Raw genomic sequence first — 26,587 nt, forward strand, 5'->3', positions numbered from 1 at the left:
AGGGGTGCAAAATCAACTAACATCCAAACTAAATAATAAATCCGTTCATACGGAAAAATATAAAGAGACACCTCAAGCATTTCGATATGCTTGCACATTTTTCTCTAAATTAAAATTATGTTCTAATAACGGCTAGGTGATTTTCGTATCCCTTAACGATTTTCAATAGGTTTTCAATTTGTTCAAAAATCTGACATAATTCAATTTTTATCGGGAAATAATAAATTTAAAAGTAGACTTATTGCAAGATTTATTTTAAGATTTATTTTGATGCTTCTAAATTTTTGAACCACCAAAAATTATCTCGAACTCTTAAGAGCTTGGGAGCCCTACGGGGGATAGGTCTTTTTCTTTCATTATCAAATGCAAGCGATATTGTTTTTAAAAAGGAGAATCGGATATGTCAGGAACAATGACTCAAACAAAAGAAACACAAGAATTGCCGAATGTATCTGCTAATCTGGAACAGCTTGATGTACTGGATCAGCTATTAAAACCAGAGGTTCAGCAGTCCCTAACTGTTTTAATCGAACAGTTGCCAAAATTGACTGAACTTGTAGGCATATTGACTAAGTCTTATGAATTTGCCCAATCAGTCGCTACTGATGAAGTATTGAAAAGCGATACAGTTGGAGCGATTCAAGAAATTATGGATCCTGTAACACATACTGTGAAGAACATTGCAGCTACTGCTATCGAAGCGAAGGATCGTGCTGAAGAGAGCAATGAAGTAATTGGTCTGTTTGGTCTTTTAAAAATGCTGAAAGACCCTCAAGTACAGAAACTATTCCGTTTTGTAAACGCTTTTCTTCAAGTTAGCAAAGAACAAAGTATCCAAAAATAATTCTTTTACATTTTGATCAGTAAGGACGGAGGATAAACTATGTCAAAGCATATTGTCATCTTAGGAGCCGGCTATGGCGGACTTCTAGCAGCTTTAAATGTTCGCAAATATTTAAGCAAGGCTGATGCACAAGTTACAGTAGTAAACCAATACCCAACACACCAAATTATCACGGAGTTGCACCGTCTTGCAGCAGGAAGCATTGCTGAGCCAGCGATCTCTATCCCATTGAAGAAGCTTTTCAAAGGAAAGGATATCGACCTTAAAATTGCAAAAGTGGATTCTTTCTCAGTAGATAAAAAAGAGGTAAAGCTTTCAGATGGCTCTACTTTAACATACGATGCTCTTGTTGTCGGATTAGGAAGCAAAACGGCTTACTTTGGTATTCCAGGACTTGAAGAACATAGCCTTGTGTTAAAGTCAGTAGAAGATGCTAACAACATCTACCAACATATCGAGGATCGCCTTCGTGAATATGCGAAAACGAAAAATGAGGCTGATGCTACTATTTTAATCGGCGGCGGCGGCTTAACAGGCGTTGAGCTTGTTGGTGAGATTGCGGACAAGCTTCCTAAGCTTGCTAAAGGCTACGGAATCGATCCTAAAGAAGTGAAGTTACTTCTTGTAGAGGCAGGTCCAAAAATTCTTCCAGTTCTACCGGATGTACTTATTGAACGTGCACAGACTAGCTTAGAAGCACGCGGTGTTCAGTTCCTATTAGGTCTTCCTGTTACAAATGTTGCTGGAAATGTAGTTGACCTAAAAGATGGTCAGCAGATTGTAGCGAATACTTTCGTTTGGACAGGCGGAGTACAAGGCAGCCCTATAGTAGGAGAATCTGGCCTTGAAGTGAATCGCGGACGTGCAACTGTGAACAATTATCTTCAATCCACATCTCATGAAGATGTATTCGTTGCAGGTGACTGTGCTGTGTTATTTGCTCCAGATGGTCGTCCATACCCACCAACTGCACAAATTGCTTGGCAGATGGGAGAACAAATCGGCTACAATCTATATGCATACCTAGAAAACAAAACTTTTGAAGAGTTTAGCCCAATTAACTCCGGAACACTTGCGAGCCTCGGCCGTAAAGATGCTGTAGCTACAATTGGAGCGAGTTCCACTCAGCTCAAAGGACTTCCAGCAACTTTAATGAAGGAAGCGAGCAATGTTCGTTACATGTCACATATTCATGCGTTATTCAGCTTAGCTTATTAAACCGAGCGAATATTAAATAAGGTAAAAGAACAGCCTTGTTTATCTGAATAACCCTACACAAAAAGGCTTCCTCACCCGAAGCCTTTTTGTTATGCTCAAAATTATACATACCCCTCCATTGAACTTTACTGAGATCAGTATGCCAAGTTTGCATACTGATTGCATGGTTTGGGCATTTTAAAAATTGGAGGTGATAGCTATGAATAACCCATACTCTAGAAAAGAAGAACAGAGTGATACTCAGGATAAAAATCCGCATCGAAATCGAAGTGAAGCTGCCATTGGTCTGGATATGGATGAGCAAGCCATGAACGGATTATATGGACAACCAGAAACTGATATCGAAAATAACAGTCATACAAAATGAAGAGTTCCCAAGCATAGCTACTAAGTTATGCTTGTTTTATTTAACTAAGTTACGGACTATATTTCTGCCTATAGCGAACTAGTGTCCATAACGGCCAAATATATTCATAACTATGATAATGGATATAAAATATTCCTGCTACCCCTCTTCCTTTTGGATAGTCTGCAGCCCAATCCTCTTGCTTTCCATCTATTAGAAATCTTACACCCCGCTCAATTGCAGGCGTAACCTGAGTTGAAGTCATAAGCAGGGTATCTAGCGCCCATGCAGTATGTGTACGCGTACTTGCCCCTAATGGCACATACCGTTTTTCTATATCACTTTTGCAAGATTCTCCCCATCCTCCATCCGGATTCTGGATTTCATGCAGCCAATTCACCGCCTTTTGAATAGCAGGATCAGCTGCTGGCATACCTATAGCAGACATTCCTGTTACAGCAGTCCACGTCCCGTAAATATAACAGCTTCCCCATTGTCCATACCAGGAGCCATCTTCTTTTTGATTATTTAATAGCCAGTCTACTCCACGTTTAATGATTTGATGATTTTTGTTCAAAAGTGTGCAATCCCCAAGAAACTGCAATGTCCTCCCCGTTATATCAGCCGTTGAAGGATCCATCAGAATGTCTTCCCCTCCCTCAAGAGGCAACCAAGTAAGAAATGGTTTATTAGCATTTCTTTCAAACGCAGGCCATCCACCATCATCATTTTGCATAGAAATGACCCAATTGATCCCTCGGTCCCATGACTCGTGATAAGGATCCTGTTCTGTTGCAAACACCCGCATCGCTCTTAGAGCAGCGATTGAGTCATCCACATCAGGATTAATCGTATTAATGTTTGAAAATCCCCAGCCGCCTGGCTTTGTATTGGGATTACGAATCGCCCAATCTCCATATTTAGAATGCTGACGGGAAAGTACATATTGATCCGCTTGTTGAATCACCTTTGCTGAAGAAGGAACTCCTGCTCCTTGCAAAACAGAACTGATTAACGCTGTATTCCAAACAGTTGCCGTTGTATATTGTACGTGCAGATCCCCTCTAATTTGACAAACCATCGATTTTAATCCCTGAATTGCATGAGTGATGATCGGATCACTTTTTGAATAACCCCTAGCCAATAAAGCAAAAATCATCAAAAAGGTTGAGCTAAAATAACTATAAAATGTTCCGTCTGGTTCAATTCGCTCTATCATATATTGCTCTGCTCGCCTTAATGCCATCGAGCGGAGCTGCGCCGGTAAATTTTGGAATATTCCCATTCCTTGTTTCATTAGTGTTAAAACAGATTGCCATTTGAACTCTCGATCTTCATTCCAATCGATATTTTTTACAAAGAGAACCTCGCTCTCCTGAAACAAATCAGATATATCCGGAGCATGCTTTGTTTTTATGCTAAATCGATGATGGACAAGAATTAAAATCGGAATAAGGTTTGCCCTGCCATATATAGACACATCAAAGAAGCTGACTGGAAATGACGCCGGAAGCAGTATCACTTCAATCGGGACAGGAAAATCACTCGGCCAGTCAGATTGTCCGGTGATAGCTAACATAACTTTTGTAAACATATGCGTCTTTGCAACGCCGCCCTTAGATAAAATAAATTGTCTCGCCATTTGCATGTTCTTGTCGTATTTATCTCGATAACCCGAATAAAGAAGAGCATAATACGCCTCCACCGTAGCGGTTATATTTCCCTCCTCCTCATCACGAAATAACTTCCACGCCCCATTTTGTTCTTGCCTGCCCATAATTCTCCCGACTAACGCCTTAATCAATTCTTCATCCTTGATTTCCAATGTTCGCAATAAGATAATCATATAACAATCTGATACGATACCAGTCTCAAACGGATAGTTCCATGATCCATCTGGTGATTGATCCTGAAAAAACACATTCACAATTCGGTTAATTTCAGCCTCCACCTTATGCAACATGCGCTCTCCATCCTCTCCTTATCAAAGCATATACCCTCATAATATGTATTCCTTAAATCGCAGGGAAATTCATCTGATAAACCTTCTGTAGTTTGGTAGGCATAAGCGCAAACTTACTTAGCTAAAGGAATAGATACCTTTCAGAACATGCAAAGAAAACTCGTTGATTGGCGAGCCCTGCTCTTGGGCGAAGACAGAGGCCCTACTTATACTGTATTCCTAAAATTTCTGACTACGTCAAATCATTTCTAGCTAGAAATATATACTTTCCTACAGTGCAAAAAAGACACCTATAAATAAGGTGCCTTCCTGCAATTACATAGCTCAGATAGAATCACTCTTCTGATTTGTAATCTTGTACTATCTATGCATACATTTGTTCTACTGTTTTTTGCAACTCGCTGTTTTCTAGATACTCATCGAATGTTGTTTGCTTATCCATAATGCCGTTTGGCGTAATTTCGATTACACGATTCGCAATCGTTTGAACAAACTGGTGATCATGTGATGTGAAAAGCATTGTACCTTTAAAGCTAATTAAACCGTTGTTGAGCGCTGTAATAGACTCTAAGTCAAGATGGTTCGTTGGGTCATCAAATAGAAGTACATTCGCACCGCTGAGCATCATTTTCGATAACATACAGCGAACTTTTTCGCCTCCGGATAATACACTCGCTTTTTTAAGCACTTCTTCTCCGGAAAACAGCATTCTGCCCAAAAATCCACGAAGGAAGCTTTCAGACTCATCCTCTGGAGAAAATTGACGAAGCCATTCTACTAGGTTTAACTCGCTATTCTCAAAGTAAGCAGAGTTATCGCGTGGGAAGTACGCTTGAGAAGTTGTCACGCCCCACTTATAGGAACCTGCATCCGGCTCCATTTCTCCTGATAAAATCTTAAATAATGTTGTATGTGCAATTTCACTGCGGCCAACAAATGCGATTTTATCGCCTTTATTCACCGTAAAGCTTACATTATCAAGCACTTTCTCGCCATCAATCGTTTTCGTTAAGCCTTCTACGCGCAGTAAATCGTTTCCGACTTCACGGTTTGGCGTAAAGCCTACAAACGGATAGCGACGAGAGGATGGTCGAATATCATCAAGTGTAATTTTATCAAGCAATTTCTTACGAGACGTTGCTTGCTTTGCTTTTGATGCATTTGAGCTAAAGCGTGCGATAAACGCTTGAAGTTCTTTAATTTTCTCTTCCTTTTTCTTGTTGGCATCCTGTCCGATTTTAAGTGCCAATTGACTGGACTCATACCAGAAATCGTAGTTACCTACATAAATTTGGATACGAGAAAAGTCAAGGTCTGCCATATGTGTACACACCTTATTCAAGAAGTGACGGTCATGGGACACAACGATTACTGTGTTTTCAAAGTTTAACAGAAAATCCTCTAACCAACGAACAGCCTTCATGTCCAAGTGGTTCGTCGGCTCATCCAAAAGTAAAATATCCGGCTTACCAAATAGAGCTTGCGCCAGCAATACCTTTACCTTTTCTGCACCTGACAGTTCAGCCATTTTTTTATAGTGAAGATCCTCGCCAATGCCTAAGCCTTTTAAAAGAATGGCTGCATCAGACTCAGCTTCCCATCCATTCAGCTCAGCAAATTCACCTTCAAGCTCTGCCGCGCGCATACCATCTTCATCTGTAAAATTTTCCTTCATGTAAATGGCATCTTTTTCTTGAGAAACCTTCCATAAACGAGTATGACCCATAATAACTGTTTTCAGAACCTCAACCTCTTCATATTCGAAGTGGTTCTGTTTCAAAACAGCAAGACGCTCGCCTGGCGTAATAATTACATCGCCTGTATTTGCCTCAATTTCACCAGATAAGATTTTCAAAAATGTTGATTTCCCAGCACCGTTCGCACCAATCAAACCATAGCAATTTCCTGGCGTAAATTTAATATTTACATCATCAAATAACTTTCTATCACCGTATCGTAAACTTACATTACTTACTTGGATCAAATTGTGTTCCTCCAGACAAACCTAGATTTGGCAATGATTTTGCCATGTATGTTATGACAATCTTAATGCGGGATCAAGATTGCACCTTACCAATCACAAATTTTAGACCATACTATTATATAGCACTGTGTTTAACAAGTGCAACTGTTTCAGCATATAAATCCTTCCTTGCGCTTTAAGAAAGCATAAATTTCTGGCGGGGAGACTGTTCGACGTAGTGAGCAATTTTAGGAATAAAGTATAAAGTGCAGCTACGCCTCTGTCTTCGCCTGACAACTTGCCAATCAGCGAGCTTTCTTTATATATGAAAAAAGGAAAACACTTTAGGCTTCCTAGTAATAATGTTAGTGACTTACATAAACATTAATTAGGATGCTTCACATGTTTTCCGTGTTATCGGATAAGCTGTCTATCCTTCACTTTGAGGGAACTCAATAGATAACGGTTCAGGTCGCCCAAAAGTACTTTTTACATGATAAAAACAACCTTCTTTTGCAGATTTCAGCAATCCCTCCATAACTTCTAAAGAGTGGAACGCCATTTTTCCGCTCGCCCGTTCTTCCCTTTGATCTCTAATGGCATATGCCATATCCACAAGACCGATTCCTCGACTGTTCTCTTGATGGCTGATTTCATTAAACGGATGAATAACTGGAACTTCTTCCCAATCGCTGAATGAGCTTTGTCTCGGAAGCCCTTTCCATCTGTAGTTCTCTTTTGTTCTTAGAAGAACAGGTCCGCCAAAAAGGTTTGGTCCGTCTAAAGGATCAATATCATTTATGCAAATTGTTCCCTCTGTACCATAGATTTCTATTCTAGGAAGCTCTGAATCCCAAACATCAAAGCTAGTAATAACCGTTGCGATAGCGCCATTCACAAATTCAAGATTTCCTGTTATATGTGTATCTACTTCAACTTTAATGGTTTCACCTCGTCTAGGTTCACTTTCAATAGTTCTTTGATCAAAAGTTCTTCTGGACATAGCACAGCAACTTTTTACTGGTCCAAGTAAAGATAAGAGTGCCGTTATATAATAAGGACCTATATCAAGCAATGGTCCTCCACCTGGTTTATAGAAAAACTCTGGATTTGGATGAAACCATTCATGACCATGGCTAACAACAAAGGCACTTGCTCCAATAACCTCTCCGATTCTCCCTTCATCTATTATTTTTCTACAAGTTTGAAGACGTCCGCCTAAAAAGGTATCAGGAGCACAACCTACATAAAGACCTTTTTCTTGAGACAAAGCGAGAATTTTTTCACCCTCTTCAAGGGTTGCTCCTAATGGCTTCTCTGTATAAACATGTTTACCAGCTTGTAGAGCCTCTATTGTTAGCTGAGCGTGGACTTCTGGAACAGTTAAGTTAAGAATAATATCTATTTCAGGATCTTCTATCAGTTCTCTGCTAGTTGCATATGCCTTTGGAATATTATGTTGATTTGCTTTTTTACGCGCTTTTTCAAGATCCCTCCCTGCACATGCTACCACGTTAACGATGTCATACTTCTTTAAGTTATTAAAGTAAACATCACTAATATCCCCAATTCCTAAAACACCAACATTAAATTTTTTCATCATGAATTAGTTCCCTTCACAAATTCTATTAAACCGCTTACATGAATCCGCATCAAAATTATACCTAATTATAACAAATATGGATAGTAATACGCTTACATGAAATTCCTTATCTAATAAAAGCAGTAATGTTCTTCCTTTTACGGTGAGCCATAGTAAAACCCCAATGCGAAGATTCCGTTGATAGAGATAACAAACTTTTTATTTTGAATTCAATAATTTTAATACAAAAATAAAAAGACGCCTATGTACATAGGCGTCTGCGTATTGCGGCGAAAAACCGTAAGGCCACATCCAAACGTTTTGCTTTATAAGCATGTTCTTCGACTTATGCAATTCAGCTCATCGCTTCATTATCATACCATAGAGTATATGAAGAAACAAGCTTTTGTACAAACTTTATCGCCCAATCATATACGCTTCTTCCTATACTCCACCCAGTCTCCACTCTGAATACAGTCTGTTAAATCATTGAGCGAAGCGCCTGCAACATATACAAGAGCCTCGTATTCCCTGTCCTCTGCAAAGACCTGTATATGTATTCTTTCATACAAATTTTCGTTTCTTTCAGGCCGATATCCCTCTAGACGGTCTACTATCCGCAGCATCTCATCATCAATCCTATACAATTCCCCACATACCTTCTGGCTGGCGTCTAACCGAATGGCTGGATAACCAGCTCCTGTATCATACATCGATCCAAATATATATACATTTTGTTCTATACACTCCGCCTTGCGAATTAAATAATGATTTTTTTCCCCCTTTCGAAGCGTTCCATATACGAATAAAAGATAATCCATTATCTTCTTCCTTCCTTAAGACATTCTACTTCTCTTTGTTTTATCAGCAGCTATTTTCTTAATGCCCTTTTTACAAAAGCCAACAGCCCCTCCATTCACGGAGAGGATGCTTATGTCAAGCCAAGTATGCTTCTTTTACGATATCATCATTGATTAACTCTTTTCCCAAGCCAGCCATTTTAATTTCACCCGTTTGGATAATATAACCGCGATGTGCGATTTGAAGTGCTTGATAGGCGTTTTGCTCAACAAGTAAAATCGTCATGCCTTCTTTGTTTAACTCCGTAATGATTTCAAAAATTTGCTCTACAACAATCGGCGCGAGTCCCATAGAAGGCTCATCTAGCATAAGTAAATCCGGTTGGCTCATTAACGCACGGCCGATTGCAAGCATTTGCTGCTCGCCGCCGCTCATCGTTCCGCCTTTTTGACTCAACCGTTCCTTTATACGCGGAAAATAGTGAAACACCCGCTCCATCCGGTCCTTGATAACCTTCTTATCCTTTACAGAAAAAGCACCCATTTCGAGATTTTCAAGTACGGTTAAGCGAGGAAAAATGCGGCGGCCTTCTGGAACGTGCGCAACTCCTGACAGCGCCGTAAGATGCGGCGGCTGTTTCGTAATATCCCCTCCATGAAACAACACTTTTCCTGTCTTAGGGATAACCTGTCCGCTAATTGTCTTCAATGTAGTAGATTTTCCTGCTCCATTGCTGCCAATTAGCGTAACAATCTCTCCTTTCTCCACTGTCATATTCAATCCTTTTAATGCATGAATTCCGCCATAATATGCATGGACGTCTACAAGCTGTAACATAAAATCCCTCCCGTTCTTTACTGCGCGAGCGCGTTTTTTCCAAGATATGCTTCAATCACCTTAGGGTTGCTGCGGATGTCGAGAGGCCCTCCTTCAGCAATTTTCTCTCCATGATCGAGAACGATAATATGCTCAGAAATTTCCATAACCAGCTTCATGTCATGCTCAATTAGAATAATTGTTACATCAAACTCCTTCCTCACACAATAAATTAACTCTGTCAGCTCTTTTGTTTCCTTCGGGTTCATTCCTGCTGCTGGTTCATCCAGCAATAACACCTTTGGCTTTGCGGCAAGAGCGCGAGCGAGCTCTAGGCGGCGCTGCGCACCGTAAGAAAGATTTTGCGCTTCTTCATTCAAAAATTGCGCTAATCCAACGTATTCAAGCAAACGATAGGCTTCCTTTTGCGCTTCCCTCTCCTCACGGCGAATGCTCGGTACATTCAGCAATATTCCAAACAGCCCGCCTTTGATATGATTATGCAAGCCCACCATCACATTTTCAAGTACCGTCATACTGCCAAACAAACGAATATTCTGAAAGGTACGAGCGATTCCGCGCTTTGAAATATCATGCGCCTTTAAACCAACAAGCGATTGGTTTCCAAGCCAAATTTCTCCCTCGTCTGGTTTATATACCCCTGTAATCATATTAAAAAATGTTGTTTTTCCGGCACCATTCGGACCGATCACCGCGGTAATAGACCCGTTTTCGACTGTCATCGAAATGTCTTTTGCAGCGACAACACCGCCAAATCGCTTTGTCAAATGGGATACTTGTAAAATGGACATATACTTTCCCTCCCCTTAGGATCCAAAGACCTTATCTTCTCCTTTTTCCACTACCCCTACCTTTGCGCTTCCCTTTAGCTCTGCTTCGTTAAAAACTGGATTCTTTGCCGGAATAAGCCCTTGCGGACGATAGATCGCAAACAGAATTAAGATACCGCCAAAGATAAAACGCTGCATTTTAGCTGGAGATAAAGCTTCGGGAACTGCGAAAGCACCAGATTGGCTTACTTGATTCAGCCAATTTGTCAGCTCTGTTAGTACTTGCAAATTCAAAATAGTCATGATAGCGGCGCCCAAAATAACACCTGGCACACTGCCCATGCCTCCTAAAATTACCATAACAAGAATCGTGATAGACTCCATGAGCGTAAAGCTGGTCGGGTCAATAAATGCTTGTTTACCGGCAAATACAACACCCATCATGCCGGAGAAGGAAGCACCGATGGCAAATGCAAGCAGCTTTGCACGCACAAGATTGATGCCCATCGCTTGCGCAGCAATTTCATTTTCACGTACAGCCTTCCAAGAACGGCCAATTTTAGAATGCTCCAAGCGTCTGACAGCAAAAATAACGAATAACAAAATAGCAATTACAACGTAATAAAACTGACTTGAATTATTCAAGGTAAGACCAAACAAGGATGGTGCCTGAATCGAGGAAAGCCCCATTGCACCGTTTGTAATGTTGACTGGCTTGTCTAGGTTATTGAACACAATGCGGATAATTTCACCAAAGCCAAGCGTTACAATCGCTAAGTAATCACCTTTGACACGAAGAACCGGAATCCCCAGAAGTACCCCAAATAATGCTGCAATCAATCCGCCAATCACAAGAAACAGCCAAAAGCTTTCTCCTGAAAGCGGGTATTCTCCAAACGGCATAAAATTCTGGGCTTGTCCTGTCGCAAAAATGCCGTATGTATAAGCACCAACCGCAAAGAAAGCGACGAAGCCCAAGTCTAAAAGACCAGTAAAGCCGACAACAATGTTTAGTCCGAGAGCCATTGCTACATAAATACCGACTAAAGTCGCTACTTCCATGTACGATTCATATGCCGGACCAGCACTTGCCGTAAATGGAAGCAGCACAATCATTACGAACAATCCTAGCGCCCACTTTATCTTTACTGAAAACTTTGTATAATATAGCAGCAAAAGCGAGAATAATAGAAGCAAAAAAGCTGTCACTGATTTTTCCGCTAGATAGAGACTAAGAGAAGTAATCACAATGTATAGCGTGAGTACAATCATCTGCAAGATTGCACTTTCTTGTAATTGTTTCAGCAATGTTTTCATCTGCTCTCACCTACACTTTCTCGATAACTGCTTTACCGAAGAGTCCCTCAGGCTTAAAGATAAGGACAATGATTAAGATCGCAAACGCGAAAACGTCCTTGTATTCTGCGGCTAGCACACCGTGAGTAAGTACCGATAAGTTAGCGGATGCGAACATCTCGATTACACCGAGTAAAACACCTCCAACCATCGCACCACGAATATTGCCAATACCGCCCATAACTGCGGCTGTAAAAGCCTTCATCCCAAGAATAAAGCCGATATACGGATCGATTGTTCCATATTGGATAGCAAACAAAACGCCTGTGGCACCGCCAAGAGCAGAGCCTATAAAAAACGTGAGCGAAATTACTTTATTCACGTTTACAGACATTAACGCTGCAGTTTCACGGTCCTGTGCCACAGCACGCATTGCCATACCCCATCTTGTTCTGTTCACAAAGAAATCGAGCGCAACCATCATCACAATAGCTATCATAATGAGAATAAAAGAGGATGACCTCATTTGCGCATTGTTAAAGACTGATAGCATAGAAGATGTATGAATTGTAACTTGGTCTGTAAATAAAGAAGGAGCTGTAATAATATAGTTCCCTTTCTTAAATTCTGTAATAAAACGAACTATATCCTGCAGCAAGAAAGAAACTCCAATAGCTGTAATAAGCGTGATCAGTTTTGGCGCTTTCCGAAGCGGTCGATAAGCAACTCGCTCAATTCCCATTCCTAACACTCCCGTTACGATCGATGATGCTACGAGAACTAGAATAAGCGCAAGAATTGCTGGCATGGCTCCAATCCAGCCGAATCCTGCCATCGTGAGAAAAATTGCTGTTCCAATAAAAGCACCCGTCATAAAAATTTCCCCGTGCGCAAAGTTAATGAGCTCTAGAATTCCATATACCATCGTATAGCCCAGTGCGACGATGGCATACACTGTACCTAATGTTAAGCCATCAAGCAATACTTGCGGTAACGTATGAAGTACTTCTGCTAGCATGCTCTCCCTCCTCTTTTAATGATTTCTCTATTTTTCACACCACCAAACAACTTCGGATGAGTGGATAATGGAAAGAGGCATGGAATACTTTCCACACCTCTTTTTTGTTTTATTTCGTATTGCTTACCTCTCCTTCTTGAGTGCCAGGATATCTCGATTCATTTAATTTATAAATGTAGATTTTTGAAAACTTATTATCTCCTTTTTCGTCAAAGCCAACCTTCGTTACAGCACCTTCATAGTTTTGAATGCTGCGAACGGCATCGCGCACCTGCTCGCGAGTCGGAAGCTTATTATCGTTTGCCGCAATTGCATCTTTAATTCCCTGTAGAACAACCCCTGCAGCATCATAGCCGTAAGCAGAGTACCCTTCAACCTCTTTGTTAAATTTCTTTTTGTAATCCTCTATAAACTTTTTGCCTTTCTCTGTTTTTGCTGGGTCAGCCGCAATTGACGTATAAAATGTATTTTTTGCTGCTGTTCCTGCGATTTCTACTAGCGTACCAGAATCTAAGCCATCACCGCCCATAAACGGAATTGTAATACCTTTCTCACGCGCCTGCTTCAAGAGCAATCCACCTTCCGCATATAAACCGCCGAAATAAATTAAGTCAGGCTTTTTCGCAAGCACTTTATTCAATACACCGTTAAAGTCCTTTTCACCCACTGTAATCGATTCATAACCTGCTATTTGTGCACCAAGCTTCTCGGCAGCCTTCTTAAATGCCGTTGCCAATCCTGTACCGTAGGCTGTTTTATCATCAATAACAAAAATATTCTTTGCCTTCAACGTTTGGACTGCGTATTCTGCACCCGCTGGACCTTGGAAATCATCACGGGCACAAATGCGATTTACCGATTTTAATTTACGGTCTGTAACCTCCGTTGCTGTATTTGTTGGAGATACCATAACAAGGTTGTTCTTCTCATATACTTCTGAAGAGGGAATCGCTACTCCGGAGTTCATATGCCCCACTACACCGAGAACAGCTTCATCTGCACCAACTAACTGGGCATTGGCTACGCCTTTTTTCGGGTCGGCTTGGTCATCATATGGAACGAGCTGCAGCTCAAATCCAAGCTTTTTAAACGCCTCTTTTTGTTCCTCTATTTGTAATTGCGCTCCAAGCTTAATTGCTTCCCCTTGCGTTGCAGATCCGCCTGATAATGGAGACTGCGTCACAATCTTAATGACCTTTCCGTCACTGCCTGACGATGTGCTTGCTCCCGTTTGCTCCGTCTTACTAGCACAACCTGCCAAAACTCCAAATACCAGCGCTGCGGACAAAGCTAGTGCCATTCCTTTTTTAAAAGCCACCCTGTTACCCCCTTGTTTTTCTGAATTTTATAAATATTTAGTTAAATGATACAGGAAGCATCTCATTTGTACAACCTACTATCATTCTAGATTTTTTTGCGTTTCTCGACATTGGTTCTGCAAAATGTTACAAATTTGTGACAAAAAAAGGCAGCGTTATACCTTTCGCAGGAATTAACACTATTTTTCCGAACATGGAGGGCTTCCGTATATTCTGGAGGCTGGAGCAGACCGCGGGGGCTGGACAACGCCCCGGAAAGTTTATTTTATAAAGAAAACCCGCCGATTGGCGAGCCCTGCCTTTGGGCGAAGACAGAGGCGTAGTTGCCCTTATCCTTTATTCCTAAAATTTCTCGCTACGTCGAATTGGCATCCAACTAGAAATTTATACTTTCCTAAAGTGCAAAGAAAAAACTCCTGCCCGAATTCCTTCGGACAAGAGTTTCTTCAGCCTTCCTGTCTAGCTACCTTCCAAACTTCTGTAACGGTACCAGCTTCATTCACATCAATCATGAGCGTACCATTGCTATAACGATCTTTTTCTTTTAACGATTGTATATCAAGTTCTTCAGCGCCTCGTCTCTCTAGCTTCACGAACATCCTATAAGCATCATCCGCTATTTCCACTCCGACAATCCGATAAGGATTTGCCTTTAGCTCTTTAAATATTAAATGTCCACGCTTCGCCCGAGACGATAGCTCAATTTCAGATACCTTCATTTTTTTCACGCCTCCGCGCTGTGTAACAAGAATAAGGAAATCATCAGCCGATTGCAGTGTAAGGCCACTCACTACATAGTCGTCTTCCTTTACATTCATTCCTTTCACACCCGCGGCACGAACACCAACAGCACTCGCTTCCCCCTCATGAAAGCGCAAAGCATACGCACTGTGCGTAATAAGTACAAGCTCCTGATTTCCATCCGTCAGCAGTACATCCACTACTTCATCACCGTTTTTCACGTTCACAGCAACGAGCGCTCTAGAATAACGCTGCACCTTATACTGCTTGAGTTCTGTTTTCTTCACCATTCCGTTTCTTGTCACGAATACTAAAAAGCGGTTGTCTTCCTCGAAATTCTGCACCGGAACCGCAGCAACCATAGTCTCATCTTTTTCCAGGGAAACAATGTTCGCAACGTGCTGACCTAAATCCTTCCATCGTATATCCGGCATCTCGTACACAGGCAGGTACAAATAATTCCCCTTATTAGTGAACAAAAGAACGGTATCCGTCGTGTTAATATCGAGGCGAGCAAGCAGACGGTCCCCTTCCTTCATACCAAAATCTTTTCCATTCGAAGCATTATGGGAACGCCAGCTTGTTCGCTTCATATAACCTTCTTTTGTGATTGTAACGATGACATCCTCCTGCGGAATCATCACTTCCATATCAATCTTAATTTCTTCAATTTCCTCTTCAATCAGCGTACGTCGTTCATCCGCATATGTTTTTTTAACACGCTTTAAATCTGTTTTAATGACTTGAAGAAGCTTTTTTTCACTATTCAAAATGAGCAGCAGCTCTTTGATTTTTTCATTGAGTTCTTCTGCCTCTTTTTGCAGCGCTGTAATGTCTGTATTGGTTAAACGATATAGCTGCAATGAAACAATTGCCTCCGCCTGCGCCTCTGTAAATGCGAATTTTGCAATTAAATTGTCCTTCGCATCACGCTTATCTTTTGACGCACGGATTGCTGCAATGACTTCATCCAGAATGGAAAGTGCCTTCATCAGCCCCTCCACAATATGCTGACGATCCTGCGCTTTTCGCAGTTCATACTGGGAACGGTTTGTGACTACCTCTTTTTGATGCGCGATGTATGCATCCAATATTTGTGGCAGGCTGAGCAGCTTCGGACGGCGGTTGTGAATCGCAACCATATTAAAATTATACGGGATTTGCAGTTCTGTATTTTTGTACAGATAATTTAAAATCCCCTCCGCATTTGCATCTTTTTTCAGTTCAATGACAATGCGAAGACCAGTGCGATCCGTTTCGTCACGCACCTCTGAAATGCCGTCCAGTTTCTTCTCGATACGCAAATCATCCATTTTTTTGACAAGATTCGCCTTGTTTACCTCATATGGAATTTCCGTTACAACAATTTGCTGCTTGCCGCTGCGCATATGCTCAATAGCGGCCTTGCCTCTAATAATAATTTTCCCTCGACCTGTCTCATATGCCTTTTTAATCCCTTCCAGACCTTGAATAATGCCCCCGGTCGGAAAGTCTGGCCCTTTCATAACAGTTAGCAGGTCATTGACTGTACAAAGCGAATTATCCATGCGCATGATCACAGCATCGATTACTTCCCCAAGATGATGAGGAGGAATCTCTGTTGCATATCCAGCGGAAATCCCTGTAGAACCGTTGACAAGAAGACTCGGAAACATAGCTGGCAAAACAACAGGCTCTTCACTCGTATCATCAAAATTGGGAACAAATTCAACCGTTTGCTTATCGATATCGCGCAGAAGCTCAGACGCGATTGCTGATAAGCGAGCCTCTGTGTAACGCATCGCTGCGGCCGGATCGCCGTCAATGCTTCCGTTATTGCCATGCATCTCCACAAGCACATTGCGCACCTTCCAATCCTGGCTGAGGCGCACCATGGCTTCGTAAACAGAAGAATCTCCATGCGGGTGGTAGTTACCGATTACATTCCCGACTGTTTTTGCCGACTTTCGAAACGGCTTATCTTGCACATTTCCCTCTACATACATCGAATACAGAATACGCCGTTGTACCGGCTTTAAGCCGTCACGGGCATCCGGCAATGCCCGATCTTGGATAATATACTTACTGTAGCGGGCGAAGCGGTCGCCCATTACATCCTCTAACGGAAGATCATGAAATTTCTCCGCCTGCATCCTGCTCCACCTCCGAAATCATCTCATTTTCCAAAATATTTCCTTCTTCCTGTAAACCAAACTGTACATTTCGCTCAATCCACTTTCGACGTGGCTCTACTTTATCACCCATGAGCGTGGTCACGCGGCGTTCAGCACGTGCTGCATCATCGATTTTGACACGAATGAGCGTTCTTGTTTCCGGATTCATCGTCGTATCCCAAAGCTGATCTGCATTCATTTCTCCAAGACCTTTATAGCGCTGAATTGTATAGCCTTTGCCAAAGCGCTTTGTAACTTCTTTTAGCTCTTCATCCGACCAGGCATATTCAATCGTTTCTTTTTTGCCGGTTCCTTTACTCACTTTATAAAGCGGCGGGAGCGCAATAAAAACCTTCCCAGCCTCAATAAGCTGCTTCATATAACGATAAAAAAATGTCAGCAGTAACACTTGAATATGTGCACCGTCCGTATCAGCATCCGTCATAATGACAACCTTGTCATAATTAATATCCTCAACAGAAAATTCCTGTCCAACACCGCCGCCAATGGCGTGAATAATCGTATTGATTTCTTCGTTTTTAAAAATATCCGCCAGCTTTGCCTTTTCTGTATTAATAACCTTTCCGCGCAGCGGCAGCACGGCCTGAAAACGTCGATCTCGACCTTGCTTGGCCGAACCGCCGGCAGAATCGCCCTCTACAAGGTACAGCTCATTTTTTTGCGGGTTGCGTGATTGTGCCGGCGTTAGCTTCCCACTTAAGGATGCCTCCGAACGCTTTTTCTTTTTCCCGCTGCGCGCTTCCTCCCGTGCCTTTCGAGCAGCTTCGCGCGCCTGAAATGCTTTAATTGCTTTTTTCACAAGCAATCCGCCAACATCTGGATTCTCCTGTAAAAAGTAAGCTAGATGCTCCGATACAATCGAATCAATTGCAGAACGAGCCTCACTCGTACCAAGCTTTCCTTTTGTCTGACCTTCAAACTGAAGCAGTTCCTCTGGAATACGAACCGATACGATTGCAGACAAGCCCTCGCGAATATCGGCACCATCCAAATTTTTGTCCTTTTCCTTAAGCGCCCCAACCTTCCGCGCATATTCATTGAATACACGTGTCATCGCCGTCTTAAAGCCTGCTTCATGCGTTCCGCCATCCTTTGTACGGACGTTATTTACAAACGATAGAATGTTTTCTGAATAACCATCGTTAAACTGAAATGCCAGCTCTGCCTCGATGCCGCCCTGCTCACCTTCAAAAAACACAACCTTGTGAAGCACATCTCGCTCTTCGTTCAAATAGGATACAAACGCCTCGATTCCCGTTTCGTAATGAAATATATCCTCTAAATCGTTGCGCTCATCCTTTAAGGCAATTTTCATACCCTTTAATAAAAATGCAGATTCTCTAAGACGTTCGCACAACGTCTCATATTGGAAATTCGTTGTGCTAAAAATGGTCGCATCCGGCTTAAAATGAATCTTCGTTCCCGTCTGTTTCGTTACGCCTATTTTTTCAAGCGTTGTTACCGGGTTTCCTCCATGCTCAAAACGCTGTTGATACACAAAGCCATCACGCTTAATGGTCACGACAAGCCATTCCGATAGCGCATTTACGACCGATGCGCCTACACCGTGCAATCCTCCGCTCGTCTTATAGCCGCCCTGTCCAAACTTTCCGCCAGCATGAAGCACTGTGAGAATAACCTCCGGCGTTGGTTTCCCGAGCTTATGCATGCCGGTCGGCATACCGCGCCCCTTATCCTCTACGCTAATGCTGTTATCTTTATGTATCATAACCGTGATTTCACCGCCAAAGCCTGCTAGCGCTTCATCTACGGAATTATCCACAATCTCGTATACTAAATGGTGCAATCCTCGGCTATCTGTGCTTCCAATGTACATACCAGGTCTCTTTCGTACTGCTTCTAGACCTTCAAGCACTTGAATTGCATCCTCGTTATATTGAAACTGATGCTGTGTCAAATCCCCAAACTCCTTTCTATCTTTCGATAAGAACATACGTTTTCTCTATAGCATACCTTGTTTCTCCCTATGTTGGCAAGTATAGACACCCATTATAAAATATACAAGATATAAAAGAAAAATCCTTGTTTCCCACAAGGATTCCTGTAAGCTACTATTTCAGAAAAATAATAACCTGTCAATACATGACTACAAGAATATCTTCATCAATAGTCAAATGACAATGATCCCAAAAGGAATAATAAGAAAAACGGACAAGGCCCGCCTTTGCTCCCGAAGCAAAATGTTCTTCACCATAGAAAGCGCTTTTTTGCATTTTGTAGGGACGTTATTTTGCGGCAAGGAGTGGACCTTGGGAGCTAGACATCACCCCAAAAAGTTACACTTTCTTATCTTGTAAAGAAAACTCGCTGATTGGCGAGCCCTGCCCCCCGGGCGAAGACAGAGGCGTAGCCCTACTTATACTGTATCCCTAACATTTCCGTCTATGCCAAATAAACTTCTCGCTAGAAACTTATACATTCCTACAACAAAGTAAAACTCCCCATAACCAGCCCTTATAAAACCTCGTATGTGTACCTCATTCATGCCTCATGCTACATTATAAGTATACAAACAGAAAAGAAGCCTCGCAATTGGCTTCTTTGTGAACGTTCTATCGCGTTAGCGCATGCTCCACCTTAATACAGCGATTCATAATAACCGTATAGCCCTGTTCCTGTAAAAATGCATACGTCTCCTCATCCTCTAATCCTAGCTGCGCCCAATAAATATCCGCATCAATTTCAACAAACTCCTTTGCCACATCCATTAAATGCTCAGAGCGTCGGAACACATTAACAATATCAACATGACCCTCAATATCTTTTAACGATTTTACGGCTTTTTTTCCAAGGATATACTCCGCATTTGGATTTACTGGAATAATATCATAGCCTGCATCCTGCATAGCCTTTGAAACCATATAAGACGTTCGCTGCGGATTATCGGATAACCCTACTACTGCAATCGTTTTACTTTTCTTTAACAGTTCGCCAATTTCAGTGCGTGTTGGATTTTGAATTGTCATTATAACCCCTCCTTTCCCAAGATTATACAAAAAGAGAAAGGACCATTTCAATAGAAACGGTCTATTCTCTTAGTCGGCATTTGCATCAAGCTTGATGGTTTCCTCCTGTTTTTTCCCATCACGATAGAAGGTTACCTTCATTTCATCTCCAATTTTTTTCTTTTCATATAGGTACTTCCGGAGCTGTACAGAGTCCTTCACTTCTTGACCATCGAGCGCCACAACCACGTCATACTGCTGCAAGCCTGCCTTTGCCGCAGGAGAATTTGCAGTTGTTTGTAAAATAATGACTCCACCTGTCACTTCTGTTGGAAGGTTTAATTGTCTGCTTGCGTACGTTGACACTTCATCCAGAGAACGAAGCTGTACTCCTAGAAACGGACGTTGCACTTTTCCATATTTTTCAAGTGATTCAACAATCGGTTTTGCCACATTGATTGGAATTGCAAAACCGATTCCTTCCACAGCTTCCTGTGCAATTTTACTGGAATTGATGCCGATTACTTCGCCGTTCTCATTAAACAATGCGCCACCGCTGTTACCCGGGTTAATCGAAGCATCTGTTTGCAATACTTCTGCCTGCCAATCCGCGCTGCCATCCTGATCAACATCTACTGGGATTTCACGATTTTTGCTGCTGATAATACCTTCTGTGACTGTTCCATCTAAACCAATCGGATTCCCAATGGCAATTGCCTGCTCTCCAACACGTACTTTATCAGAATCACCAAGCGTTGCAACTGTCTTAATGTTCGTTCCATCAATTTCGATAACAGCCAAGTCAAGCCAACGATCTGCTCCAACAAGCTTTGCTGCAATTTTTTCTCCGTTCGCAAGCTTTACTTCAAGACGCTTTGCCCCTTCAACTACATGATTATTTGTAATCACAAGGGCTTTATTTCCTACCTTCTTATATACAACACCAGAGCCGGAACCAGCTTCGGAATCCTGCGCATCCAATGTATCCGCTGTTTGATAGTTAATAACGCCGACCACTGCTTCCTTTGCACCTTGAATCATACCGGCAAGATCTGTCGACTTCATGTTATTCACAACAGGCACCGCCGTCCCTTCACTTTGCTGCACCTGCTGTACAACAGAAGCCTGTCCCTTTTGATTTTGAAGGGCCGGTATGTAGTTGATCGAAGCCGTCACGGTCGCAGCTCCGATAACCGCCCCAACAAAGCCGGAGAAAAAATAGCCCTTTCTGCTGCGACGCTGTGGTTTTTCTTCAAATCTTGTAGTCATCTCAGTTTGATCATAGTAGCCCATCGTCTATCTCCCCTCTAGTTTATCATGCTTATATGATACAAAAATTTGGTGAAAATTTAATGAAAGTTTAGTGAAAAAATACTTATAAATCACTTGCTCTCTTCCATTTTAACCAAAATTCTGCAAAATCGCACATAAATCCTACCAGCAATTGCTTGTTCCTTTGCAGTCCGGCTTGTACGGCTAATCAAGGACTATTCCTCAAACTTATATCCGACACGGATCACTGTACTAATATGCCTAGCACGTGTCCCAAGCTTATTTCGTAGCTTTTTAATATGGGTGTCAACGGTACGATCATCACCATAATAATCATATCCCCATAGGTGATCCAGTAAGTGCTGCCGTGAGAGTACAATCCCTCTATTTTCCATTAAATACATAAGCAATTCAAACTCTTTATGTGTTAAAATTACCTCCTGCCCATCCACGAATATCGTCCTGGATAAACGATTCAATATGATGCCGCTAACAGATAATGTATGCTCCGCTGATTGTGCAACCGCACCTTCCGCACGCTTAAGCAGCGTCTTCGCTCTAGCTACCAATACCTTGGGACTAAAGGGTTTGGTGACATATTCATCTGCTCCGAGCTCAAAGCCAAGCAGTGTATCCTCTTCATCTGAACGGGCTGTCAGCATAATCACTGGAACGGTCGACTCTCTTCGAATCTGCCTGCAAACAGACCAGCCATCGATTTCAGGGAGCATAATGTCTAAAATAATTAAATGAATGGCATGCTGTTCGAACAAAGCAAGAGCTTGTTTTCCATCCTCTGCTCCCACAACTTCAAAGCCTTCGTTTCTGAAATAATCGGAGATAATCTCCCGCAGCCGTTGTTCATCTTCGACAAGCAGCACTGTTTTGCCCATTATCATCCGATTCTCTCCCCTCCTTCAGTCGAATGATGCGCTGATTGCTGCTCCCCCTAAAGGGAAGTGTAACATCTCGCTTCTGCATCTCGAACCTCCCGTCTACCAATACATCCACATGCTTCAACGTTTCTATCATATCATCATTTTTAGAATTGTATATCTCCTCAAGCGTATAACCTGTGTATACCCATAAGTTTTTCCCATAGGCTTTAATTTCTTTTGCCAACTCCTTGACTTCAAAGGCTTGGTACAAAGGTTCCCCGCCAGAAAAAGTCACCTCAGTTAGCGGATTGCTTATAATTTCCTCTAAGATTTGCTTCTTTGTCATGCTCGTTCCGTTTTCTATTTTCCAAGACTTCGGATTATGGCAGCCATAGCATCGATGCGGACAACCCGCAAAGAAAATAACTGTACGCAGTCCTTCTCCATCGACAACGCTATCATGTAAAATATTCATAATCCTCATGTATGCTTCACCCGCTCCCGCTCCTCGCTTCGTTTAGCACCGTTCCATTTCGTCATATCCCCGACAAGATAGCCAGTAATACGCCGAATTCGTTCGATTTTCGTTTCCTCAGCATTTCCGCAAGACGGGCACACAGTTTCAATCATACCGTGATAGCCGCAGCATTTACATTGATCAATAGGGTGATTAATCGAGCCATATCCGATATGGTGCTGCAGCATAGCCATGACGATGTAATGAAGCGCTTCTGCATTATGAACAGCTGCCCCATCTAGTTCAATGTACGTAATATGTCCGCCATTGCAAAGCTCATGAAATAACCCTTCAATCCGAATTTTATCTAGCACTCTGATTGGGTAGTGCACCGGAACATGGAATGAATTTGTGTAATACTCTTTATCTGTAACACTGGTAATCACACCAAACTCTCTTCGATCCTGCTTCGTAAATTTACCTGACAATCCTTCTGCGGGTGTGGCAAGCAAGGAAAAGTTGAGTCGATGCCGCTTTGTCGCCTCATCCGCTTTGTTTCTCATGAAACGGATAATATCAAGCCCAAGACATAATGCCGCTTCGCTTTCCCCATGATGTTTTCCTACCAAAGCAACTAGACATTCCGCAAGCCCAATAAATCCAATACTCAATGTTCCTTGTCTGATAATACTTTCAACAGGCGCATGAAGCTCTAATTCTTCTCCGCCGCGCCATACACCTTGGGTATACAAAAACTTAAAATCCCGCGCTTTTTTGCGAGCTTGATAGTAAAATCTCTCAAGCAGTTGCCGAATGACAAGCGCAATGTACTGCTCCAGCGCTTGAAAGAATTGCTCCGTACTTGTGCTCTGCAAGGCAAGTTTTACAAGATTAATGGATGTAAATGACAAATCCCCGCTTCCCACTGCATTTTCCTCACCGTGAATATTCGCCATTACACGTGTTCTGCATCCCATATAACAGGCTTCACTTTCAGAACGGCCATCATAGTACTGCAAATTAAAGGGTGCGTCTAAAAACGCGAAATTCGGAAACAGCCGCTTTGCTGTTGTTTCCAGTGCAAGTCGATACAAATCATGGTTTCGATCATTTGGAAGTACATTAATTCCTTTCTTCAGCTTAAACACCTGAATGGGAAAAATAGGAGTTTCACCGTTTCCAAGACCAGCCTGCGTTGCTAAAAGCAGCTGACGGGCGAGCATCCTCCCTTCTTTTGACGTATCCGTCCCATAATTGATGGACACAAACGGCACTTGTCCCCCACCTCGGCTATGCATACTATTTGCATTATGGATGAATGCTTCGCACGCCTGATATGTCTCTTGCTTTGTTTCCTCCCAAGCAATTTGTTGTATTTCCTCTACTCCAAAGCGGGCATAACTGCCAAGTCGTTCTACATGACATTTATATGTTTTGCGTACATATGGCGCCAAGTCCCTGTCAAACATAGCAAACGATTGCCCGCCATGCTGCATGTTTTGATTGGCTTGTAAAATGATAGCGGCTAGTGCCATGGCACTGCTAATGCATTTTGGTTCCCTCATATGACCGTGCCCGGTGGAAAATCCATCCTTTAACAGCTTGGACAGCGGGATTTGCGAGCATGTTGTTGTTCCTGCCGCATAGAAATCCAAATCATGAATATGGATTAGATTATCCTGCACTGCTTCCTTTACTTCCTCAGTTAGCAAATATTCCAATGCATAAAACTTGGCACCTTCAGAGGAAAATTTCCCCATGATACCCATTGGTGAATGTCCATCGACATTTGCATTTTCCTGCAGCAAATCCTGCTCCTCATACTGAATCACCCCTTGAAACGAAGCTGCCAGCTGTTCTAAAGCATACTGCTTTTCCATTGAAAGTTTCCTCATTCCCCTCACTCTACACAAAATATAGTATCATCAACATTAAAATTATACTGTATGTAGAATTGGAAAAATGTGCAGATTCTCACAGTATTGTGACACATATTGTATAACGTCTCTGCGCAGCAGTTTGTAAAGAAAACTCGTCGACTGGCAAGCCCTACTTATACTGTATTCCTAAAATTTCTCACTACGTCGAATTGGCTTCTAGCTAGAAATTTATAGCTTCTTACCGTGCAAAAAAAAACAACTTCTAACTTTTTCGTTATATGATACAATAGATTAGGAAAAACGGCCTCTTGTTGTTTTTATTACTATCATCCTTATAAAGGAGAAGAAACGTATGCTTACATACATTTTATTTCTAGTCGCCTATTTACTGGGCTCCATTCCGTTTGCCTTAGTAGTCGGAAAACTCGGGTACGGGATAGACATACGACAGCATGGGAGCGGAAATCTAGGTGGTACAAATACATTCCGCACATTAGGTAAGAAGGCGGGATTTATTGTAACATTTGCCGATATTTTAAAAGGCACACTTGCAGCATCTTTGCCTGTTATTTTCAATGTTGACATTCACCCGCTTTGGTTTGGTCTACTTGCAATAATCGGACACGTTTATCCAATTTTTGCAGGCTTCCGCGGCGGCAAAGCAGTTGCTACGTCTGCAGGTGTTGTTCTATTTTATCAGCCTGTTATTTTCTTAGTGGTGATACTTGTATTTTTGGCACTTTTGTATACAACTAAATATGTCTCCCTGTCCTCCATGATAACAGCTGTCGTCGCTGTCATCGCCGCTATCATTGAAGGTGATAAACCGTTTATCTTCGGTATCTCATTTATTGCTCTGTTTGTTATTTATCGACATCGAGCCAATATTAAACGCATTTTAGATAAAACGGAACCAAAGGTAAAATTGTAAAAATAAAAGGCGTTATAACGCAAAAAGGAGTTGTAAAGCATAAAGATAGCGCCTTTTTGCGTTTTTTTCTATACTAATAAGTAAATGCAAAATTTAGGAGGAAGAGTTATGGAGATGTTTGTGTCAAAAGACGCAGCTGCTTGGTATAAAAATGAACTGCACTTACAGCAAGGTGATGCCATTCGATTTTTTGTGCAATACGGAGGCTGCAGTACAGTACAAAAAGGTTTATCACTTGGAATTCGCAAGGACTTGCCTGTAAACCCGGCAGCTCAGGTCACAGAAAATGGCGTAACCTTTTTCATTGAAGAAGACGACGAATGGTATTTCGATGGCCATAATCTTTCTGTCATATACGAGCCAAATGCAGAGGCGCCAGACTTTCAATACGAAAAATAAAAAAAACTCGCCGATTTTGGCGAGTTTTCTTTAACTGAATTCATCTTATTCTAATATCGCGGTGTAAATTGGATAGTTAACTTATTTTACTTTCTTCTATAGCATGTTGCCAACTTGGGTAGTAATACAAAGCACTCCGCATTAAATCAGGATAAAGTTGTTTTATCTCTTTTTTACGTAAAGAGTTACCTTCGTTCTCTAACTTCTGGATCTGAGCAATGACTTCCTTCGATGTCAAAGGGACACCCATTTTGCATTCCTCCCTTTCCAAGTTATCATGATTCTCTTTCCCATTGACTAACAAGTTATTCCTATAAACATAGCTGTATATTCATCACACTTATGTTATACCAAATTTTAACAGATAGGATTGATGTTGTAAAGAAGCCTGCTCTATTAATGTCCCCCTCCAAAATGGGCATTGATAGAATCTTTCTAGATGAAGATTAATTTGTACAATTATTGCTGGATACAAATCGTAATGCACGGCTTAACACTGTCAGCATTACGGATACATGATCTTCTCCATCTAGCTCATTAAACTCTATCTGCAGTCTACTATCAGCTAAATGTAACAAGCGTTTTGATAGTGCTTTTGCATCTTCAATCATAAAGTCTTTTTCTAATGAACCTACTGCAAGAAAAAGCCTCACATCTAAATTGTCCTTGTCCATTCACGTTGGAGAAGGCAATATGATTGTAGTTGACGTCCACACCGATGACACCATCTGCTTTTGAGTGATTGAAATGAGGATGTTCTGGCTCTTCTACGATACATTTGATGATATAGTACGTACCATGGTCTTCGATGGACCAACCTGTTTCAATTTCTCCTTTTTTTGCTCCTTCCGAAGGAGACGATGCTGGAGTTGTCCGATTCTTGCCTTGAGGCGTTTGATTTCTTTATTTTTTCGAGTAACTAAATTTGGATT

At 41.8% G+C, this 26,587-nt stretch carries 23 protein-coding genes; 5 read left to right on the forward strand and 18 right to left on the reverse strand.

The window, feature by feature from the left end:
- Window positions 1-412: 412 nt before the first annotated feature.
- The 3 genes from AAHB12_RS12145 to AAHB12_RS12155 all read left to right on the forward strand — a co-directional run bounded on the left by AAHB12_RS12145 (window position 413) and on the right by AAHB12_RS12155 (window position 2,429).
- Entirely contained in the window at window positions 413-844 is a 432-nt protein-coding gene (locus AAHB12_RS12145) for a DUF1641 domain-containing protein (RefSeq protein WP_246040301.1), read from the forward strand.
- 39 nt (window positions 845-883) lie between these two features.
- Entirely contained in the window at window positions 884-2,062 is a 1,179-nt protein-coding gene (locus AAHB12_RS12150) for an NAD(P)/FAD-dependent oxidoreductase (RefSeq protein ID WP_342045496.1), read from the forward strand.
- Between the two features lie 199 nt (window positions 2,063-2,261).
- Window positions 2,262-2,429, forward strand: a complete 168-nt coding sequence (locus tag AAHB12_RS12155; RefSeq protein ID WP_129729606.1) for a DUF4021 domain-containing protein — start codon at window positions 2,262-2,264, stop codon at window positions 2,427-2,429.
- Window positions 2,430-2,478: 49 nt separating this feature from the next.
- On the opposite strand, the gene shc is transcribed toward AAHB12_RS12155, so the two are convergent.
- The 16 genes from shc to AAHB12_RS12235 all read right to left on the reverse strand — a co-directional run bounded on the left by shc (window position 2,479) and on the right by AAHB12_RS12235 (window position 24,325).
- Entirely contained in the window at window positions 2,479-4,371 is a 1,893-nt protein-coding gene (shc, locus tag AAHB12_RS12160) for a squalene--hopene cyclase (RefSeq protein ID WP_129729608.1), read from the reverse strand.
- Window positions 4,372-4,735: 364 nt separating this feature from the next.
- The gene (locus AAHB12_RS12165; RefSeq protein WP_342045498.1) at window positions 4,736-6,355 is read right to left on the reverse strand and encodes an ABC-F family ATP-binding cassette domain-containing protein; all 1,620 of its coding nucleotides are present in this window, start codon (window positions 6,353-6,355) and stop codon (window positions 4,736-4,738) included.
- A 409-nt stretch (window positions 6,356-6,764) separates the two neighbouring features.
- A complete protein-coding gene (locus tag AAHB12_RS12170) occupies window positions 6,765-7,937 on the reverse strand; it encodes a Gfo/Idh/MocA family protein (RefSeq protein WP_342045499.1) in 1,173 nt (390 codons plus the stop codon).
- A gap of 407 nt (window positions 7,938-8,344) precedes the next feature.
- Window positions 8,345-8,737, reverse strand: a complete 393-nt coding sequence (locus tag AAHB12_RS12175) for a gamma-glutamylcyclotransferase family protein (protein WP_129729614.1) — start codon at window positions 8,735-8,737, stop codon at window positions 8,345-8,347.
- 115 nt (window positions 8,738-8,852) lie between these two features.
- Window positions 8,853-9,554: an ABC transporter ATP-binding protein gene (locus tag AAHB12_RS12180; protein WP_129729616.1), complete on the reverse strand. Its 702-nt coding sequence runs from the start codon at window positions 9,552-9,554 to the stop codon at window positions 8,853-8,855.
- 17 nt (window positions 9,555-9,571) lie between these two features.
- Complete coding sequence (locus AAHB12_RS12185; protein ID WP_129729618.1) at window positions 9,572-10,345, reverse strand: ABC transporter ATP-binding protein; 774 nt, start codon at window positions 10,343-10,345, stop codon at window positions 9,572-9,574.
- 15 nt (window positions 10,346-10,360) lie between these two features.
- On the reverse strand, window positions 10,361-11,641 hold the full coding sequence (locus tag AAHB12_RS12190; RefSeq protein WP_342045500.1) for a branched-chain amino acid ABC transporter permease: 1,281 nt from the start codon (window positions 11,639-11,641) through the stop codon (window positions 10,361-10,363).
- 10 nt (window positions 11,642-11,651) lie between these two features.
- Window positions 11,652-12,638, reverse strand: coding sequence for a branched-chain amino acid ABC transporter permease (locus AAHB12_RS12195; protein ID WP_129729622.1), 987 nt, complete (start codon window positions 12,636-12,638; stop codon window positions 11,652-11,654).
- A 109-nt stretch (window positions 12,639-12,747) separates the two neighbouring features.
- A complete protein-coding gene (locus AAHB12_RS12200) occupies window positions 12,748-13,956 on the reverse strand; it encodes a branched-chain amino acid ABC transporter substrate-binding protein (RefSeq protein WP_342045502.1) in 1,209 nt (402 codons plus the stop codon).
- Between the two features lie 447 nt (window positions 13,957-14,403).
- Window positions 14,404-16,830 carry a DNA topoisomerase IV subunit A gene (gene parC, locus AAHB12_RS12205; RefSeq protein ID WP_342045503.1) on the reverse strand — a complete coding sequence of 809 codons (2,427 nt, stop codon included), beginning with the start codon at window positions 16,828-16,830 and terminating at the stop codon, window positions 14,404-14,406.
- Window positions 16,808-18,790, reverse strand: coding sequence for a DNA topoisomerase IV subunit B (gene parE / locus AAHB12_RS12210; RefSeq protein ID WP_342045505.1), 1,983 nt, complete (start codon window positions 18,788-18,790; stop codon window positions 16,808-16,810). Before parE ends, parC begins: the two co-directional genes overlap by 23 nt.
- Before the next feature lie 655 nt (window positions 18,791-19,445).
- Window positions 19,446-19,859 carry a CoA-binding protein gene (locus tag AAHB12_RS12215; RefSeq protein WP_342045506.1) on the reverse strand — a complete coding sequence of 138 codons (414 nt, stop codon included), beginning with the start codon at window positions 19,857-19,859 and terminating at the stop codon, window positions 19,446-19,448.
- A 69-nt stretch (window positions 19,860-19,928) separates the two neighbouring features.
- On the reverse strand, window positions 19,929-21,131 hold the full coding sequence (locus AAHB12_RS12220; RefSeq protein ID WP_129729632.1) for a trypsin-like peptidase domain-containing protein: 1,203 nt from the start codon (window positions 21,129-21,131) through the stop codon (window positions 19,929-19,931).
- A 194-nt stretch (window positions 21,132-21,325) separates the two neighbouring features.
- Window positions 21,326-22,003, reverse strand: coding sequence for a response regulator transcription factor (locus AAHB12_RS12225; RefSeq protein WP_129729674.1), 678 nt, complete (start codon window positions 22,001-22,003; stop codon window positions 21,326-21,328).
- Window positions 21,972-22,472 (reverse strand): anaerobic ribonucleoside-triphosphate reductase activating protein, encoded by a 501-nt coding sequence (gene nrdG, locus AAHB12_RS12230; protein ID WP_342045507.1) that lies wholly within the window; start codon window positions 22,470-22,472, stop codon window positions 21,972-21,974. Before nrdG ends, AAHB12_RS12225 begins: the two co-directional genes overlap by 32 nt.
- Window positions 22,469-24,325 carry an anaerobic ribonucleoside triphosphate reductase gene (locus AAHB12_RS12235; protein ID WP_342045508.1) on the reverse strand — a complete coding sequence of 619 codons (1,857 nt, stop codon included), beginning with the start codon at window positions 24,323-24,325 and terminating at the stop codon, window positions 22,469-22,471. The genes nrdG and AAHB12_RS12235 overlap by 4 nt, the downstream gene beginning before the upstream one ends.
- A gap of 352 nt (window positions 24,326-24,677) precedes the next feature.
- Between AAHB12_RS12235 and plsY the strand changes: the two genes are divergently transcribed.
- Entirely contained in the window at window positions 24,678-25,256 is a 579-nt protein-coding gene (gene plsY / locus AAHB12_RS12240; protein ID WP_129729636.1) for a glycerol-3-phosphate 1-O-acyltransferase PlsY, read from the forward strand.
- A 108-nt stretch (window positions 25,257-25,364) separates the two neighbouring features.
- Window positions 25,365-25,655: a HesB/YadR/YfhF family protein gene (locus AAHB12_RS12245; RefSeq protein ID WP_129729638.1), complete on the forward strand. Its 291-nt coding sequence runs from the start codon at window positions 25,365-25,367 to the stop codon at window positions 25,653-25,655.
- A gap of 76 nt (window positions 25,656-25,731) precedes the next feature.
- On the opposite strand, the gene AAHB12_RS12250 is transcribed toward AAHB12_RS12245, so the two are convergent.
- Both AAHB12_RS12250 and AAHB12_RS12255 read right to left on the reverse strand, forming a co-directional pair.
- Window positions 25,732-25,905: a hypothetical protein gene (locus AAHB12_RS12250; RefSeq protein WP_165350856.1), complete on the reverse strand. Its 174-nt coding sequence runs from the start codon at window positions 25,903-25,905 to the stop codon at window positions 25,732-25,734.
- Between the two features lie 196 nt (window positions 25,906-26,101).
- A complete protein-coding gene (locus AAHB12_RS12255) occupies window positions 26,102-26,308 on the reverse strand; it encodes a hypothetical protein (RefSeq protein WP_342045509.1) in 207 nt (68 codons plus the stop codon).
- Window positions 26,309-26,587 lie beyond the last annotated feature (279 nt).

The sequence above is a fragment of the Bacillus sp. OTU530 genome, assembly GCF_038440375.1.

Coding starts and splice junctions, on each gene's coding strand:
- AAHB12_RS12250 (WP_165350856.1), bottom strand. CDS start 25,905: ATGGGTGTCCCTTTGACATCGAAGGAAGTCATTGCTCAGATCCAGAAG.
- AAHB12_RS12150 (WP_342045496.1), top strand. CDS start 884: ATGTCAAAGCATATTGTCATCTTAGGAGCCGGCTATGGCGGACTTCTA.
- AAHB12_RS12220 (WP_129729632.1), bottom strand. CDS start 21,131: ATGGGCTACTATGATCAAACTGAGATGACTACAAGATTTGAAGAAAAA.
- AAHB12_RS12215 (WP_342045506.1), bottom strand. CDS start 19,859: ATGACAATTCAAAATCCAACACGCACTGAAATTGGCGAACTGTTAAAG.
- AAHB12_RS12225 (WP_129729674.1), bottom strand. CDS start 22,003: ATGGGCAAAACAGTGCTGCTTGTCGAAGATGAACAACGGCTGCGGGAG.
- AAHB12_RS12170 (WP_342045499.1), bottom strand. CDS start 7,937: ATGATGAAAAAATTTAATGTTGGTGTTTTAGGAATTGGGGATATTAGT.
- parC (WP_342045503.1), bottom strand. CDS start 16,830: ATGCAGGCGGAGAAATTTCATGATCTTCCGTTAGAGGATGTAATGGGC.
- plsY (WP_129729636.1), top strand. CDS start 24,678: ATGCTTACATACATTTTATTTCTAGTCGCCTATTTACTGGGCTCCATT.
- AAHB12_RS12245 (WP_129729638.1), top strand. CDS start 25,365: ATGGAGATGTTTGTGTCAAAAGACGCAGCTGCTTGGTATAAAAATGAA.
- nrdG (WP_342045507.1), bottom strand. CDS start 22,472: ATGAGGATTATGAATATTTTACATGATAGCGTTGTCGATGGAGAAGGA.
- AAHB12_RS12195 (WP_129729622.1), bottom strand. CDS start 12,638: ATGCTAGCAGAAGTACTTCATACGTTACCGCAAGTATTGCTTGATGGC.
- AAHB12_RS12235 (WP_342045508.1), bottom strand. CDS start 24,325: ATGGAAAAGCAGTATGCTTTAGAACAGCTGGCAGCTTCGTTTCAAGGG.
- AAHB12_RS12175 (WP_129729614.1), bottom strand. CDS start 8,737: ATGGATTATCTTTTATTCGTATATGGAACGCTTCGAAAGGGGGAAAAA.
- shc (WP_129729608.1), bottom strand. CDS start 4,371: ATGTTGCATAAGGTGGAGGCTGAAATTAACCGAATTGTGAATGTGTTT.
- AAHB12_RS12190 (WP_342045500.1), bottom strand. CDS start 11,641: ATGAAAACATTGCTGAAACAATTACAAGAAAGTGCAATCTTGCAGATG.
- AAHB12_RS12185 (WP_129729618.1), bottom strand. CDS start 10,345: ATGTCCATTTTACAAGTATCCCATTTGACAAAGCGATTTGGCGGTGTT.
- AAHB12_RS12155 (WP_129729606.1), top strand. CDS start 2,262: ATGAATAACCCATACTCTAGAAAAGAAGAACAGAGTGATACTCAGGAT.
- AAHB12_RS12180 (WP_129729616.1), bottom strand. CDS start 9,554: ATGTTACAGCTTGTAGACGTCCATGCATATTATGGCGGAATTCATGCA.
- AAHB12_RS12145 (WP_246040301.1), top strand. CDS start 413: ATGACTCAAACAAAAGAAACACAAGAATTGCCGAATGTATCTGCTAAT.